This is a genomic window from Streptomyces sp. NPDC045846 (genome assembly GCF_056431605.1).
In genome coordinates this window covers 105292-119926 of the sequence record NZ_JBWKKJ010000008.1, presented here as the reverse complement: position 1 = coordinate 119926, position 14635 = coordinate 105292, and the positions used below count along the sequence as shown (strand labels likewise).

At 72.7% G+C, this 14635-nt stretch carries 14 protein-coding genes; 5 read left to right on the top strand and 9 right to left on the bottom strand.

All coding sequences use genetic code 11. The annotated features are described in order from the left end of the window. Positions 1-80 precede the first annotated feature (80 nt). The gene (locus tag AC07F3_RS23175) at positions 81-788 is read left to right on the top strand and encodes a 3-keto-5-aminohexanoate cleavage protein (protein WP_479116374.1); all 708 of its coding nucleotides are present in this window, start codon (positions 81-83) and stop codon (positions 786-788) included. Between the two features lie 15 nt (positions 789-803). On the opposite strand, the gene soxR is transcribed toward AC07F3_RS23175, so the two are convergent. After that, the gene (gene soxR / locus AC07F3_RS23170; protein WP_479116373.1) at positions 804-1265 is read right to left on the bottom strand and encodes a redox-sensitive transcriptional activator SoxR; all 462 of its coding nucleotides are present in this window, start codon (positions 1263-1265) and stop codon (positions 804-806) included. A 191-nt stretch (positions 1266-1456) separates the two neighbouring features. Between soxR and AC07F3_RS23165 the strand changes: the two genes are divergently transcribed. Next, entirely contained in the window at positions 1457-1918 is a 462-nt protein-coding gene (locus AC07F3_RS23165) for a MaoC family dehydratase (RefSeq protein ID WP_479116372.1), read from the top strand. 59 nt (positions 1919-1977) lie between these two features. On the opposite strand, the gene AC07F3_RS23160 is transcribed toward AC07F3_RS23165, so the two are convergent. The 3 genes from AC07F3_RS23160 to AC07F3_RS23150 all read right to left on the bottom strand — a co-directional run bounded on the left by AC07F3_RS23160 (position 1978) and on the right by AC07F3_RS23150 (position 4208). Then, complete coding sequence (locus tag AC07F3_RS23160; RefSeq protein WP_479116371.1) at positions 1978-2613, bottom strand: TetR/AcrR family transcriptional regulator; 636 nt, start codon at positions 2611-2613, stop codon at positions 1978-1980. A 72-nt stretch (positions 2614-2685) separates the two neighbouring features. Next, positions 2686-2973 carry a YiaA/YiaB family inner membrane protein gene (locus AC07F3_RS23155; protein ID WP_114040119.1) on the bottom strand — a complete coding sequence of 96 codons (288 nt, stop codon included), beginning with the start codon at positions 2971-2973 and terminating at the stop codon, positions 2686-2688. A gap of 77 nt (positions 2974-3050) precedes the next feature. Then, positions 3051-4208, bottom strand: coding sequence for an acyl-CoA dehydrogenase family protein (locus tag AC07F3_RS23150; protein WP_479116370.1), 1158 nt, complete (start codon positions 4206-4208; stop codon positions 3051-3053). A 57-nt stretch (positions 4209-4265) separates the two neighbouring features. On the opposite strand from AC07F3_RS23150, the gene AC07F3_RS23145 reads away from it, so the two are divergent. Both AC07F3_RS23145 and AC07F3_RS23140 read left to right on the top strand, forming a co-directional pair. Then, positions 4266-4949, top strand: coding sequence for a TetR/AcrR family transcriptional regulator (locus AC07F3_RS23145; RefSeq protein WP_479116646.1), 684 nt, complete (start codon positions 4266-4268; stop codon positions 4947-4949). Between the two features lie 40 nt (positions 4950-4989). Further along, complete coding sequence (locus tag AC07F3_RS23140) at positions 4990-5988, top strand: DMT family transporter (RefSeq protein WP_479116369.1); 999 nt, start codon at positions 4990-4992, stop codon at positions 5986-5988. Positions 5989-5999: 11 nt separating this feature from the next. Here the strand turns inward: AC07F3_RS23140 and AC07F3_RS23135 are convergent, their stop codons facing one another. From AC07F3_RS23135 to AC07F3_RS23115, 5 genes are all read right to left on the bottom strand, one after another. Beyond that, positions 6000-7079, bottom strand: coding sequence for a Zn-dependent alcohol dehydrogenase (locus AC07F3_RS23135; protein WP_479116368.1), 1080 nt, complete (start codon positions 7077-7079; stop codon positions 6000-6002). A 44-nt stretch (positions 7080-7123) separates the two neighbouring features. Next, positions 7124-8518, bottom strand: coding sequence for an aldehyde dehydrogenase family protein (locus AC07F3_RS23130; protein ID WP_479116367.1), 1395 nt, complete (start codon positions 8516-8518; stop codon positions 7124-7126). Positions 8519-8756: 238 nt separating this feature from the next. Further along, positions 8757-10148, bottom strand: a complete 1392-nt coding sequence (locus tag AC07F3_RS23125; RefSeq protein WP_479116366.1) for a CitMHS family transporter — start codon at positions 10146-10148, stop codon at positions 8757-8759. A gap of 121 nt (positions 10149-10269) precedes the next feature. Next, complete coding sequence (locus AC07F3_RS23120) at positions 10270-12495, bottom strand: molybdopterin oxidoreductase family protein (protein ID WP_479116365.1); 2226 nt, start codon at positions 12493-12495, stop codon at positions 10270-10272. A 78-nt stretch (positions 12496-12573) separates the two neighbouring features. Continuing rightward, on the bottom strand, positions 12574-13149 hold the full coding sequence (locus AC07F3_RS23115) for a TetR/AcrR family transcriptional regulator (RefSeq protein ID WP_479116364.1): 576 nt from the start codon (positions 13147-13149) through the stop codon (positions 12574-12576). Between the two features lie 147 nt (positions 13150-13296). Here AC07F3_RS23115 and hmgA point away from each other — a divergent pair, with 147 nt between their 5' ends. After that, the gene (hmgA, locus tag AC07F3_RS23110) at positions 13297-14631 is read left to right on the top strand and encodes a homogentisate 1,2-dioxygenase (RefSeq protein WP_479116363.1); all 1335 of its coding nucleotides are present in this window, start codon (positions 13297-13299) and stop codon (positions 14629-14631) included. Positions 14632-14635 lie beyond the last annotated feature (4 nt).

Sequence of the window (14635 nt, the reverse complement as noted above, 5' to 3'; positions counted from 1 at the left end):
CGACTCTCCCCCGCGTTGTCGGCGCCCCTCGCGCGGGCATCGGACCCCTCGGTGTCAGTGGGCTCTGGCACCATCGACGCATGATCCAGGTCTGTCTGAACGGCGTACGAAGTGCTCAGGACGGCGTGGCGGTGCCGCTGACCCCGGCCGCCCTCGCCCGGTCCGCGGCAGCGGCCGTGGCCGCCGGTGCGGCGGAGGTCCACGTCCACCCCAAGACCCCCTGCGGCAGCGACTCGCTCTCACCGCGCGTGGTGGGCCCGGCACTTGAGGCGATACGGGCCGCGGTGTCGGTGCCGGTCGGGGTGACCACGGGCGCCTGGGCCGAGCCCGATCCGGCGCGCCGCGCGGAGCGCGTGAGGTCCTGGACGGTGCTGCCCGACTACGCCTCGGTCAACTGGCACGAGGAGGGCGCCGACGAGGTGGCGGCCGCCCTGCTGGAGCGGGGCGTGGGCATCGAGGCGGGCATCTGGTCCGGCACCCCCGCCGCCCGCCGCTTCCTCGCCTCCCCGTACGGGCCACGGGTGTTGCGCGTCCTCGCCGAGGTGATGGGGGCACCCGCCGGGGCCGCGGAGCAGGCCGCCCGCGCCCTCCTCGCCGAGCTGGGCGCCGCGCACGGCAGGCCCGTGCTCCTGCACAGCCAGGACGAGGGCACCTGGCCGGTGCTGCGTCTGGCGCGCGGGCTGGGGCTCGACACCCGCATAGGCCTGGAGGACGTGCTGGTGCTGCCGGACGGCGAACGCGCGGATTCCAACGCCCAGTTGGTGAGGGCGGCGCTGGAGCGCGGGTAGGCGGGGCCGGGCCGCTCAGGCCTTGCGCTCGGCCAGCAGCCGGGAGCCGGTCAGGCTGTTGCCGAAGACGTCGTCGGGGTTGGACAGGACGCAGTTGTCCAGGGACAGGCAGCCGCAGCCGATGCAGTCCGAGAGGTGGTCGCGCAGCCTGGCCAACTGGGTGATGCGGCGGTCGAGTTCGGCACGCCAGTTCTCGGACAGGCGGGCCCAGTCCTCCTTGGTGGGCGTGCGCTCCTCGGGCAGCTCCGCGAGGGCGTCCCGGATCGTGGCCAGCGGGATGCCGACGCGCTGGGCGGCCCGTATGAAGGCCACGCGGCGCAGGGTGTCCCGGCCGTAGCGGCGCTGGTTGCCCGAGGTCCGGCGACTGGTGATCAGGCCCTTGGACTCGTAGAAGTGCAGGGCGGACACCGCGGCCCCGCTGCGCGCGGACAGCTGCCCGACCGTGAGCTCGTGGATCTTCTCTGGAATCTGCGGCACTCCTCGAACCCTACTGCGCCTTCGCCGCGCCTTCGCCCAGCCCCCGGCGGGCCCGTCCGCTCCGCCCGTACGTCGTTGACAGGACCGGCGGCCCCAACCATGCTGAGCTAGCTGAGCAAGCGCTTGGACAGGTGCTTGCGGATGTGCTTTCCATGACGGCGAGAGCGTCGCGAGAGGCAGGTACCAGGGACATGGCAGAGCCGAGGATCTTCACGTCCGCCGAGGAGCTGAAGGCCGGGGTGGGCGAGCAGCTCGGGCACAGCGACTGGCTGGAGATCGACCAGAAGCGGATCGACCTGTTCGCCGACGCCACCGGCGACCACCAGTGGATCCACGTCGACCCGGAGCGGGCGGCGGCCGGCCCCTTCGGGACGACCATCGCGCACGGCTATCTCACCCTGTCGCTGCTGCCGACCCTGGTGCCGCAGGTGCTGCGGGTCGAGGGCATGAAGATGGGCATCAACTACGGCACCGACAAGGTCCGCTTCCCCTCCCCCGTGCCGGTCGGCTCGCGGCTGCGCGCGACCGCCGTGCTCACGGACGTCGCGGAGGCGGGCGGCGGCGTCCAGGTCACGGCTAAGGTCACCGTCGAGCGCGAGGGCGGCGACAAGCCGGTGTGCGTGGCGGAGTCGGTCTCGCGCTACTTCTTCTGAGCACGCCCCCGGTCTCTTCCGTACGCTCCCGGCCCCGCCTCCTGGCGCGGCCGGGTCCGCTATTTCTGGACCCCCACCATGCGCAGCACGAGGTCGGCGTAGAGCGCGCCGACCTCGTCGGGCGTGCGGCGGCCCTCGGTGTTGAACCAGCGGGCCACGTCGATGCAGAGCGAGAGCACGGCGAGCGTGGTGCCCGGCGCGTCGGGCACGTCGAACTCGCCCGCCGCCACACCGTCGTTGAGGATGCGGCGCACCGCCGCGTCGCTCCGCCGGCGCAGTTCCACGATCTCGGTGCGGTGCTCCGCACCGAGCGCGTCGAGTTCGTACTGGACGACGCGGGCCGTCATGTGGTGGCCCGCGTGCCAGCGGACGAAGGAGCGCACCGCGGCGGAGAGCCGCTCGGCGGCACTCCCCTCGCCCTCGGCCGCGGACCGGAGGATCTCCAGCGCCTTGTCGTGGCCGATCCGGCTGATCCGGTGGAGCAGCTCTTCCTTGGTCTTGTAGTGGATGTAGAGCGCGGCCGGGCTCATGCCGGCCCGGCCCGCGATGTCCCGGGTCGTGGTGGCGTGGTAGCCGCGCTCGGCGAAGGCCTCGACGGCGGCGACGAGCAGCCTCCTGGCGGCCTCGGGCGTGACCTCGCCCCACGGCTTCTCCTCGCCGCCGGCCGTCTCCTCGGTCACGTCAGCCGTGCCCATCGCTCGCCCCTCTCGTCCGTCAGCGCCCGCGTTCGGCGGGACGAACACCATACCCCGAGGGTGAGCAAGCGCTTAGAGCTTCTGGAACGGGTCGTGCTCGGCGAGGAGCTTCTCCAGCCGGGCCTGGTCGACCCGGCTGACGATCTGCCCGGCCTCCTGGCGGTCGCGGACCACCTTGGCCAGCGTGAAGGCGGAGGTGACGAGGTAGAGGACCGCGATGCCGAGGAAGGCGCGGACCCAGGCGTCCGCCTGGAGGCGGAGGATGCCGATGGCGGTGGCGACGAGCGCGACCGCGAAGGCGGCGACGGCCTGTCCGTAGTAGGCCGCGGTGTTCTGCTGCTTGACCGGTGTCTCACTCATGACCGACAGCATGGAGCGGATGTGGCGCGTGCCACATCCGCTCGCGTACTCAGGGCGTACTCAGGCGCCCACCGCGGTCAGAACGCCGAAACCCCCGTCTCCGCACGGCCGATGATGAGCTTCTGGATCTGGCTGGTGCCCTCGTAGAGGGTCATCACGCGGGCGTCGCGCAGCAGCTTCCCGACCGGGTACTCGTCGATGTAGCCGTAGCCGCCGAAGACCTGGAGGGCGTTGTTGGCCGAGCGCACCGCGGCCTCGGAGGCGAACAGCTTGGCCTTGGAGGCGGCGGTCGCGAACTCCTGGCCCCGGTCGATGAGATCGGCCACCCGCCAGGTGAGCAGCCGGGCCGCGTCCACGTCCACCGAGATGTCGCTGATCAGCTCCTGGACGAGCTGGTAGTGGGCGATCGGCTTGCCGAACTGCTCGCGCTCCCCGGCGTAGCGGACGGCCGCGTCGAGGGCGGCCTGCGCGATGCCCACGCAGCCGGCCGCGACCGACATCCGCCCCTTGGCGAGCGCCGACATGGCCAGGGAGAACCCCTTGCCCTCCGGGCCGAGGAGCGCGCCCGCCGGGACCCGTACGTCGTCGAGCACGAGCTCGGCGGTCGCCTGGCCCCGCAGGCCGAGCTTGCCGTGGATGGTGCGGCGGGTCAGGCCCGGGGTGTCGGTGGGGACGAGGAACGCCGAGACGCCCCGGTGGCCCGGGGTGTCGTTGGTGCGGGCGAAGAGCAGCACCACGTCGGCCCAGGTGCCGTTGGTGATGAACATCTTGGAGCCGTTGATCACCCAGTCCCCCGAGGCGCCGTCCCGGACGGCCCGCGTGGACAGGTTGCCCGCGTCCGAACCGGTGCCCGGCTCGGTGAGGCCGAAGCAGCCGAGCGCGTCGCCGGAGGTGAGCCGGGGCAGCCAGGCGCGCTTCTGCTCCTCGTCGCCCCAGGACGCGATCGTCTTGGTGACCAGGCCGAGGGAGACCGAGACGATGCCGCGGACCGAGGAGTCGCCGCGGCCGAGCTCCTCCGTCACCAGGCAGTAGGCGAGGTGGTCGCCGCCGGAGCCGCCGTACTCCTCGTCGATGGTGAGGCCGAGGAAGCCGAGCGAGCCCAGCTTCTTCACGATCGACCTGTCGACGTTCTCGGAGCGGTCCCACTCGACGACGTGCGGGGTGATCTCGCGGCCGACGAACTCCTCGGCGAGCTGCCGGACGGCCGCCTGTTCCTCGCTCAGCTCCAGGTTCATGTTCCCTGCACCCCAGATTTAATTACCACTGCTAGTTTTTGGTTGGCAGGCCCTACTATGTGCCGCATGGCCCGACCGCGCAAGCCCCTCCTGAGCACCGACCGCATCGTCACGGCGGCGAGCGCGCTCGTGGACGCGGAGGGCCTCGCCGCGGTCTCGACCCGGCGCCTCGCGGCCGAGCTGGGGGTCAGCGGGCCCTCGCTCTACAACCACTTCCGCACCAAGGACGAGATCCTGGAGGCCGTCGCGGACGCCACATCGGCGCAGGTCGACCTGTCGATGTTCGACGCGGACGACGACCGCGACTGGCGTACGTCCCTGCACGACTGGGCCCGCGCCTACCGCGCGGTCCTCACCCGCCACCCCAACATCGTCCCGGTCCTCGCCCAGGGCCCGGGCCGGCGCCCGGCCGGTCTGCGGCTCGCGGACGCGGTGTTCGGCGCGATGGTGGCGGCGGGCTGGCCGCCCGCCCAGGCGACCCGCATCGGCGCGCTGATGCGGTACTTCATCATGGGCTCGGCGCTCGGCTCCTTCGCCCGCGGCTTCGTGGACGACGAGAGCGCCTACGACCCGGCCGACTATCCGCACCTGGGCCAGGCCCACCTCCTCGCCGAGCGGCAGGAGCGGATCGACGAGGGCGCCTTCGAGACGGGGCTCCAGGCCCTGCTCGACGGGCTCGCGATCCAGTACGGCACGGTGTGCGGCCAGGCGGCCCCCGAGGCGGCGGACCCCGCTCGATAATTCGGCCGGATCCGGGCCGCCGGGCGCCTACTGTCCTCGCATGACCCTGACGAACTTCTCGCCCGAGCGCCGTTCCGCTCGGCTCGCCCTGGCCGCCGTGGCGGTCTCCGTCGTGCTGTGGGCCTCGGCCTTCGTGGCGATCCGCAGCGCGGGCGACGCCTATGCCCCCGGCGCCCTCGCCCTCGGCCGCCTACTCTCCGGGGCGCTCGTGCTCGGCCTCCTGCTGCTGATACGCCGCGAGGGACTGCCGCCGAAGGGCGCCTGGCCGGGCATCGTGGCCTCGGGCGTGCTGTGGTTCGCCTGCTACATGGTGGTCCTCAACTGGGGCGAGCGGCAGGTCGACGCGGGCACCGCCGCGATGATCGTGAACGTCGGCCCCATCCTCATGGCGCTGCTCGCCTCCCGCTTCCTCGGCGAGGCGCTGCCGCCGCGCCTGGTCGCGGGCATGGCCGTCTCGTTCGCGGGCGCGGTCGCGGTGGGGCTCTCGATGTCGGGCGACGGGCACGCCTCGGTGCTCGGCGTGCTGCTGTGCCTGGCCGCGGCGGCCACGTACGCGGCCGGAGTCGTCCTGCAGAAGCCCGCGCTGCGGCACGGCAGCCCGCTCCAAGTCACCTTCTTCAGCTGCCTGGTGGGAGCGCTGGCCTGCCTGCCGTTCAGCGGGCAGCTGGTCTCGGACGCCTCGCACGCGCCCGTCTCGGCGACCCTGAACATGCTGTACCTGGGCGTGTTCCCGACCGCCCTCGCGTTCACGACCTGGGCGTACGCCCTGGCCCGCACCTCGGCGAGCCGCATGGGCGCCACCACCTACGTGGTGCCCGCCCTGGTGGTGCTGATGTCCTGGGCGGTGCTCGACGAGATCCCCGGGGCGCTCACGCTGCTCGGCGGCGCCATCTGCCTGGCGGGCGTGGCGGTTTCGCGGTCCCGGCCGCGGCGGAGCTCCCCGGCCGGGCTCACCGTGGCGGCCGGGCCCGCCGCCGCGGCCGTGCCGCCCGCCCCCGAGGACGCGGGCGAGCCGAGCCCCGGGGAGCGGATCGGCTGAGCCGCGTCCGGCTAGAACACCACCAGCGCCCGGCCTCCCTTGCCCGCGAGCATGTTGTCGAAGGCGGCCGGGATGCCGTCCAGGGCGATGCGCTCGGACACCATCGAGGCGAGGTCGAGGCGCCCGGCCCGGATGTGCTCGGCGAGGACCGGAACGTCGGCCGCCGGGTCGGAGTTGCCGTACACGCAACCCGCCAGCGTGCGGCCCCAGTGGAAGATCTCCAGCGCGTTGAAGGTCACCTGCTGGTCCTTGCCGCCGATGCCGACGACCGTGGTGCGCCCGCCGCGCCGCGTCGACTCCCAGGCGGTACGGATGGTCACGGCGCGGCCCACGCACTCGACGGCCACGTCCGTGCCCTGACCGCCGGTCAGCCCCCGGATGTCCTTGGCCGTCGTCCCGGACGCGACGACGAAGTCGGTCGCGCCCGCGGCGCGCGCCAGCTCCTCCTTGGCGGGGGACACGTCGACGGCGATGATCCGCTCGGCACCCGCGATCCTGGCCGACTGGAGGGTGGCCAGGCCCACCCCGCCCACGCCGAACACCGCGACCGTCTCGCCCGCACGCACCCGCGCCGAGTGGTGGATCGCCCCGTATCCCGTCAGGACCGCGCAGCCGAGCAGCGCGGCCTCGGTGAGCGGCACGCCGTCGGGGAGCGGGATGAGGCAGTTCTCCGCGACGACGGTCTCCTCGGCGAACGCGGCCACGTTCAGACCCGGGTGGAGCTCGGCGCCGTCGGCGGTGCGCGCGTACACCGAGGCCGCGCCGTTCAGCGCGTTGACGCAGAGCCACACCTCGCCGAGCGAGCAGGGGTGGCAACTGCCGCAGGACGGAGCCCAGTTGAGGACGACCTCGGCGCCGGGGGCGACCGAGGTGACCCCCTCGCCGACGGAGACGACGGTGCCCGCGCCCTCGTGGCCGAGCACGGCGGGGACCGGGACCCGCATGGTGCCGTTGGTGAGCGAGAGGTCGGAGTGGCAGACCCCGGCGGCGGCCAGGCGGACCCGCACCTGGCCGGGGCCCGGCTCGGGAAGGTCGATGTCGGTGATCTCCAGCGGAGAGCCGACGGCGGGCAGTACGGCGGCGCGAACCATGGCGGGCGTTACTCCTGAGCGGTGGGAGGGGAAGGCGGACGGTCTCAGAACTGGAGCGACTTGGTCTGGAGGTACTCGGTCAGACCGTGGACGCCGAGTTCGCGCCCCACGCCCGACTGCTTGTAACCGCCGAACGGGGCGAGGGGGTTGAAGCGTCCCCCGTTGATGTCGACCTGGCCGGTGTCCATGCGGCGCGCGAAGGCCACGGCCTCCGCCTCGTCGCCCGCCCAGACCCCGCCCGCCAGGCCGTACACGGTGCCGTTGGCGATCCGCAGCGCGTCGTCCTCGTCCACGTACTTGATGATCGAGACGACCGGGCCGAAGATCTCCTCCTGGGCGATGGTCATCTCGGGGGTGACGTCCGCGAAGACGGTCGGCGAGACGTAGTAGCCCTGTTCCAGGGGTGCTTCGGCGCCGCCCACGACGATGCGCGCGCCTTCCTGGACGCCCTTCTCGATGTAGCCACGCACGCGCGCCAGCTGCTTGGCGTTCACCAGCGGGCCGACGCGGTCGCCGACGGTGTACTTGGCGGCGGCGGCCGAGGCCAGCTCGACGGCCTCGTCGTACTGGTCGGCGTGCACCAGCATCCGCGTCCACGCGCTGCACGTCTGGCCGGAGTTGGCCATCACGTTGGCGACGCCCACGCCGACGGCCTTCGCGAGGTCGGCGGAGGGCAGGATGACGTTGGCGGACTTGCCGCCCAGCTCCAGGGCGACGCGCTTGACGGCGCCGCCCGCCGTCGCGCCGATCTGCCGGCCGACGGCGGTCGAGCCGGTGAACGAGACCAGGTCGACCCCCTCGTGCCCGGCGAGCGCCTGGCCCGCGACCGGGCCGAGCCCGGTGACCAGGTTGAACACCCCGGCGGGCAGGCCGGTTTCGTGCACCGCCTCGGCGAAGAGCTGCGCGGTCAGGGGCGTGTCCTCCGCGGGCTTCAGGACGACCGTGCAGCCCGCCGCCAGGGCAGGTGCCACCTTGTTGACGATCTGGTGCAGCGGATAGTTCCAGGGCGTGATCGCGCCGACGACCCCGACCGGCTCCTGGTAGACCGTGGAGTTCCCGATCCGCTCCTCGAAGGCGTACGAGGCGGCGAGCTCGGCGTACGAACCGGCGACCGCGATCGGCAGGCCCGTCTGCACGGCCTGGGCGAAGGACGGCGGCGCGCCCAGCTCGGCGCTGATGGTCTCGGCGATCTCGTCCTTGCGCGCGACCAGGTGGTCCCGCAGCGCCGCGAGCCGGGCCGCGCGCTCGGCGGGCGCGGTCGCGGCCCAGGCCGGGAGGGCCGCGCGGGCGGCGCGTACCGCGGCGTCGACGTCCTCGGCCGTGCCGGCCGGGACGTGCCCGATGACCTGTTCGTCGGCCGGGTTCACCACCGCGATGGTGTCGCCGCCCGCGGCGGCCCGCCACGCGCCGCCGATGTACATGCCGTCGTGGGCCTTCATCGCAATCCTCCCGAGCGGAGCCAGTGTCGTCCGCCGCCTAAACTAGCGCCGTTAGTTTTTGGGCGCCAGAGGCGGCCCGCGGAGCCGGGAGCCCGCGCCCCCGCTTCCCCACCGGCGCCATCCTCCTGGTCTCCGGGCCGCTCCGCCAGGCACCCGCTTCGGCCACCGGCCGCGACGGCCGCCGGCGCGGCACGAAGGACGTGCCGCGCCGGAGAGCGACCGGGGAGGAGGGACCCGGTCAGATGATGCCGAACAGGATGCCCGAGGCGAGGACCACCAGGCAGGTGAGCGCCGCCCACTTCACGGTGAACCGGGTATGGTCGCCGAACTCCACCTTGGCCATGCCGACCAGCACGTACACCGCGGGAACCAGCGGGCTGGACATGTGCAGGGCCTGGCCGGCCAGCGAGGCGCGGGCGATCTCCAGCGGGGAGACGCCGTGCGCGGCACCGGCCTCGGCGAGGACGGGCAGCACGCCGAAGTAGAAGCCGTCGTTCGACATGAAGTAGGTGAGCGGCAGGCTGAGCAGGCCGGTGACGAGGCCCATCTGGGAGCCCATGCTGTCCGGCACCACGCCGACGAGCCAGTCGGCCATGTGCCTGACCATGCCGGTGCCGTTGAGGACGCCCGTGAAGACGGCGGCGGCGAAGACCATGCCGGAGACGTTGACGACGTTGTCGGCGTGGGCGGCGATCCGGGCCTTCTGGTCCTGGACGCGCGGGAAGTTGACGGTCAGCGCGAGAGCAGCGCCGATCAGGAAGAGCACCGGGATCGGCAGCCACTCCATGATCATGGAGGTGAGCAGTGCGACGGTGAGCAGCGCGTTGAACCAGTAAAGGCCGGGCCGCAGGGTCTCCCGCGCGGGGTCGAGCCCCTGGAAGTCGTCGTCCTGCGCGGCGCCCGCACCGGCCGCCGTACCCGCGCCGCCGCTCGCCGCGCGTGGGGCTTCGCCCGGGCCCCCGGCGCCGACCAGAACGGTCTCCGCCTCCGGCTCCAGGACCTGGTCGAGGGAGAGGTGGCCGACGCGCTTGCGCTCGCGCAGGCCGAGCACGTACGAGAGGACGAGGACCGCGACCAGGCCGACCGCCAGGGCGGGGATCATCGGCACGAAGATGTCGGAGGCGTCCAGCTTGAGCGCGGTCGCGGCGCGGGCCGTGGGGCCGCCCCAGGGAAGCGTGTTCATCACGCCGTTGGCGGTGGCGGCGACGCCGGTCATCACGACGAGGCTCATGCCGAGCCGCTTGTACAGCGGGTACATCGCCGAGACGGTGATCATGAAGGTGGTGGAGCCGTCGCCGTCGAGCGAGACGACCGCGGCGAGCAGCGCGGTGCCCACCACCACGCGCATCGGGTCGGCCTTGCAGAAGCGCAGGATGCCCCGGACGATCGGGTCGAAGAGGCCCACGTCGATCATCACGCCGAAGTAGATGATCGCGAACATGAGCATCGCGGCGGTCGGCGCGAGCGAGCCGACGCCCTTGATGACGTAGTCGCCGAGATGGGCTCCCTTGCCGACGAAGACGCAGAAGAGAGCGGGGATCAGAACCAGCGCCGCGATCGGCGACATCTTCTTCAGCATGATCAGGACCAGGAAGGTCGCGATCATGCCGAAGCCGAGGAGGGTCAGCATGGAGGACACCTAACGTTCACCCTTGAACTCCACCAGGGGCTGGCGGTGCGGATGACGTTAGGTCGCCGTTTCAATCCTTAACAAGATGTTGACACCTGAGCAATACGAGCAAAACTCCAGGTCACGACAGGGGTACGAGGTCGACGGGGAAGCCGTTGAGCACCGAGGTCCCCGACAGGGGGTCGATCCGCGATCCGTCGAGGAGCTGGTTGACGTTCACGCCGGGGCGGTCGGAGGCCACGGCGAGGCGGCTGCCGGGCCTGCTGTGTCCCCAGCCGTGCGGCAGGCTGACGACACCCCTGCGCACGCTGTCGGTGATCTCCACCGGGGCCGCGACGGTTCCGCCGTCCGCCGTGATCCGCACATCGGCCCCGTCGGCGAGGCCCAGCCGGGCCGCGTCCTCGGGGTGGATCTGGAGGGTGCAGCGGTTGGAACCGCCGTTCAGGGCGGGGATGTTGTGCAGCCAGCTGTTGTTGGAACGCAGATGGCGCCGGCCGACGAGCACCAGCGAGTCGGGCCGCTCCTCCAGGGCGGCGCGCAGCCGGGGCAGGTCGGCGGCGATCGGCGCGGGCAGCAGCTCGATCCGTCCGCTGCGGGTTCTGAGCACCTGCGGGAGGCGGGGTTCGAGGGGCCCGAGGTCGATGCCGTGGGGCCGCGAGAGCACGCGGTCCAGGGTGAGTCCGTCGGGGCGGGCGCCGAACCCGTCGCCGTAGGGGCCGAGCCGGAGCATGAGGTCCAGGCGCCGTTCGGGGCCGCTCACGCCGGTGAGCCGGGCGGCGAGCTCCTTGGCGTCCCGGCCGTGCACGGGTGAGCGCGGGTCGGCCACGGCCTTGGCGAGCGCGCCGTCGATGACCAGGGCGTCCACCGCGTCGGGCGCCGCGCCGTGCATGCCGGTCGCCGCGAGCACGAGCCGGGCGTGGATCTCGCACTCGTCCATGCGCCCGTCGGCGAGCGGGACGGCGGGCCGGGTGTAGCGGACCTGGTTGCGGACCGCGAAGCCGTTGAAGGCGAAGTCGAAGTGCGCGCTCTGCGAGGGCGGCGGCGGGGGCAGCACGACGTCGGCGTGCAGGGAGGTCTCGTTCAGGTACGGGTCGATGCTGACCATGAAGTCGAGCCCGGCCAGCGCCCGGTCGAGCCGGTCCCCGTCGGGTGCGGAGAGCACCGGGTTGGCGGCCGAGGCGATGAGCGCCCGGATCCGCCCCTCCCCCGGCGTCTCGATCTCCTCGGCGAGGGCGGCGAGCGGCAGTTCGGACTTGGCCTCGGGGTGCCCACCGACCCGGCTGTGCCAGCGCCCCAGCGCGAAGCCCTTGCCGGGGCCCGCCGGGCGGGGCGCCCGGTCGGTGGCGGAGAGCGGGAAGAGCGCCCCGCCCGGCCGGTCGAGGTTGCCGGTGAGGGCGTTGAGCACGTCGACGAGCCAGCTGGCCAGGGTGCCGTGCTCGACGGTGCAGCTGCCGATCCGGCCGTAGACGGCGGCGGTGGGGGCGGCGGCCAGCTCGCGGGCGATGGCCCGGATGACGTCCGCGTCCACGTCGCACACGGGGCCGACCGCCTCGGGCGCGAACTCCCCTACCGCGTCGGCCACTTCGGCCAGCCCCTCCAGGTGTGGCTCCAGCGCGCCCGGCGCGACGAGCTTCTCCTCGAAGAGCACCTGGGCGACCGAGGCGAGCAGCAGGGCGTCGGTGCCGGGCCGGATGGCGACGTGCCGGTCGGCGAGCTTCGCGGTACGGGTGCGGCGCGGGTCGACGACGGTGAGCGTGCCACCGCGCTTGCGCAGCGCCTTCAGCTTGCCGGGGAAGTCGGGGGCGGTGCACAGACTGCCGTTGGATTCCAGCGGGTTGGCGCCGAGCAGCAGCAGGTGGTCGGTGCGGTCGAGGTCGGGCACCGGGATGGCGAACGGGTCGCCGAAGAGCAGCCCGCTGGAGACGTGCTTGGGCATCTGGTCCAGGGTGCTCGCGGTGAAGAGGTTGCGGGTGCGCAGCGCCCCGAGCAGGACGGGCGGGTACAGGGCGCCGGCCATGGTGTGGACATTGGGGTTGCCGAGCACGACGCCGACCGCGTTGGGCCCGTACTGCTCGATCACAGGCCGCAGCCGGGCCGCGATCAGGTCGAAGGCCTCGGCCCAGCTCGCCTCCTCCAGCTGGCCGTCGCGCCGCACGAGCGGGCCGGTGAGCCGGTCGGGGTCGTTGTCTATGTCCGCGAAGGAGGCGCCCTTGGGGCAGATGAAGCCCCGGCTGAACACGTCGTCCGCGTCGCCGCGGGCCCCGGTGACCCGCCCTTGCTCGACGGTGAGGCTCAGCCCGCAGGTGGCTTCGCAGAGCGGGCAGATACGCAGGGCGGTGCGGGACATTCGTCCTCCCAGGGCGGCGGCGCGCGGGCCCTTCGAGCATACCGACCGGTAGGCATGGCGGGGAGGCCCCGGAGCCGGTCAGTCCAGGGTGCGGGCGAGGTAGGCGTGCAGGAGCTGCCGTGTCTCCGCGACGATGTGCGGGTCGCCCTGCGGATCGGTGCGGAAGGCGAGCCGGAGCGTGGCGTCGGCCGCCTCCACCGCGACCAGGATGACCCGCCGCAGGTCCGCGTCCAGGGTGCGGCCGAACTGGGTCGGCAGGAGCTCGGCCAGGCGGTCGGCGAGCAGGTGGTTGGCGTCGGAGTCCGGGTCGGGGACGGGCTGGGGACCGCCGAAGTCGACCAGGTTGAAGCCGGGCACCGTCTGCTTCAGGACGAGGTACTCGTCCAGGACCGCGTCGACGGCGCCCCGCCAGTCGGCCGCCTCGATCGTTTCGAGCCGCGCGTTGATCATCCCGGCGTAGCGGTCGAGGTTGCGGGCGGCGAGCGCCTCGGCCATGGCCCGCTTGTTGCCGAAGAAGCGGTAGACGGACCCGATGGGCACGCCCGCGCGCTGGGCGACCGCCCGGGTGGAGAGGTCTTCGTAGCCGGTTTCGTCGAGGAGTTCGGCACAGGCGTCGAGTATCCGCGACAGGCGCTCGGCACTGCGCTGCTGCACGGGCGCCCGGCGGAGGTTCGCGTGGAGATCAGGAGCAGGAGGCACGCGCCCATCATGCCCCGCCCGGCCGGTTTTGCCGTTGACGCGACCGCATCGTAATCCTACGGTTGAGCATAGGATTCCGGCACGGCAGCAGGAGAGCGGACGATGACGACCACCACCGGCGCACAGGCGAGGAAGATCGCGGAGGGCCTCGGCCACTCCCGCGGTTTCGGCAACGAGCACAGCTCGGAGGCCGTCCCCGGCGCCCTTCCGCACGGCCGCAACGCGCCCCAGCGCGCCCCGCTCGGCCTGTACGCGGAGCAGCTGAGCGGGTCCGCCTTCACCGAGCCGCGCGCGAGCAACCATCGCTCCTGGCTGTACCGGATCCGGCCATCGGCCGCCCACCCGCCGTTCACCCGCGCCGACAACGGGAACCTCCGCTCGGCCCCCTTCACCGAGACCGTGCCCGACCCGAACCGGCTGCGCTGGAACCCGCTGCCCGAGCCCCCGGCCGGCACCGACTGGCTGGCCGGGCTGTGGACGCTCGGCGGCAATGGCGACGCCACCCAGCGCACCGGCATGGCGGTGCACCTCTACCACGCCAACTCCTCGATGGAATCGCGGGTGTTCAGCGACGCGGACGGTGAGCTCCTGATCGTCCCCGAGCGCGGCGGGCTGCTCCTGCGCACCGAGCTCGGCCTGCTCGCGGCCCGCCCGGGCGAGGTCGCCCTGATCCCGCGCGGTGTCCGCTTCCGGGTGGAGCTGCTCGACGAGAGCGCGCGCGGCTACGTGTGCGAGAACTACGGCCGCCCCTTCGAGCTGCCCGAGCTCGGCCCGATCGGCGCCAACGGCCTCGCCAACGCCCGGGACTTCCGGGCCCCGCTCGCCGCGTACGAGGATGTCGAGGGCCCGGTCGAGGTCGTCAACAAGTTCTGCGGCAACCTCTGGACCGCGACGTACGACCACTCGCCCCTGGACGTCGTGGCCTGGCACGGCACCCACACGCCGTACGTCTACGACCTGCGCACCTTCAACGTGATGGGCACCATCAGCTACGACCACCCCGACCCGTCGATCTTCACCGTGCTCACCTCGCCGTCCGACACCCCGGGCCTGGCGGGCGTCGACTTCGTGGTGTTCGCGCCGCGCTGGCTGGTCGGCGAGGACACCTTCCGCCCGCCGTACTTCCACCGCAACGTCATGAGCGAGTACATGGGCCTGATCGAGGGCGCCTACGACGCGAAGACGGCCGGAGAAGGGGGCTTCGTGCCCGGCGGAGGTTCGCTGCACAACATGATGTCGGCGCACGGCCCGGACCGGGAGACCTTCGACCGGGCGAGCGCCGCCGAGCTGAAGCCGCAGAAGATCGACGACGGCCTTGCCTTCATGTTCGAGACCCGCTGGCCGGTCACCGCCACCGGTCAGGCGGCGACGGCCGACCACCTCCAGCGGGGCTACGACGACGTGTGGCAGGGTCTCCAGCGCCACTTCCGCTCCTGAGCAC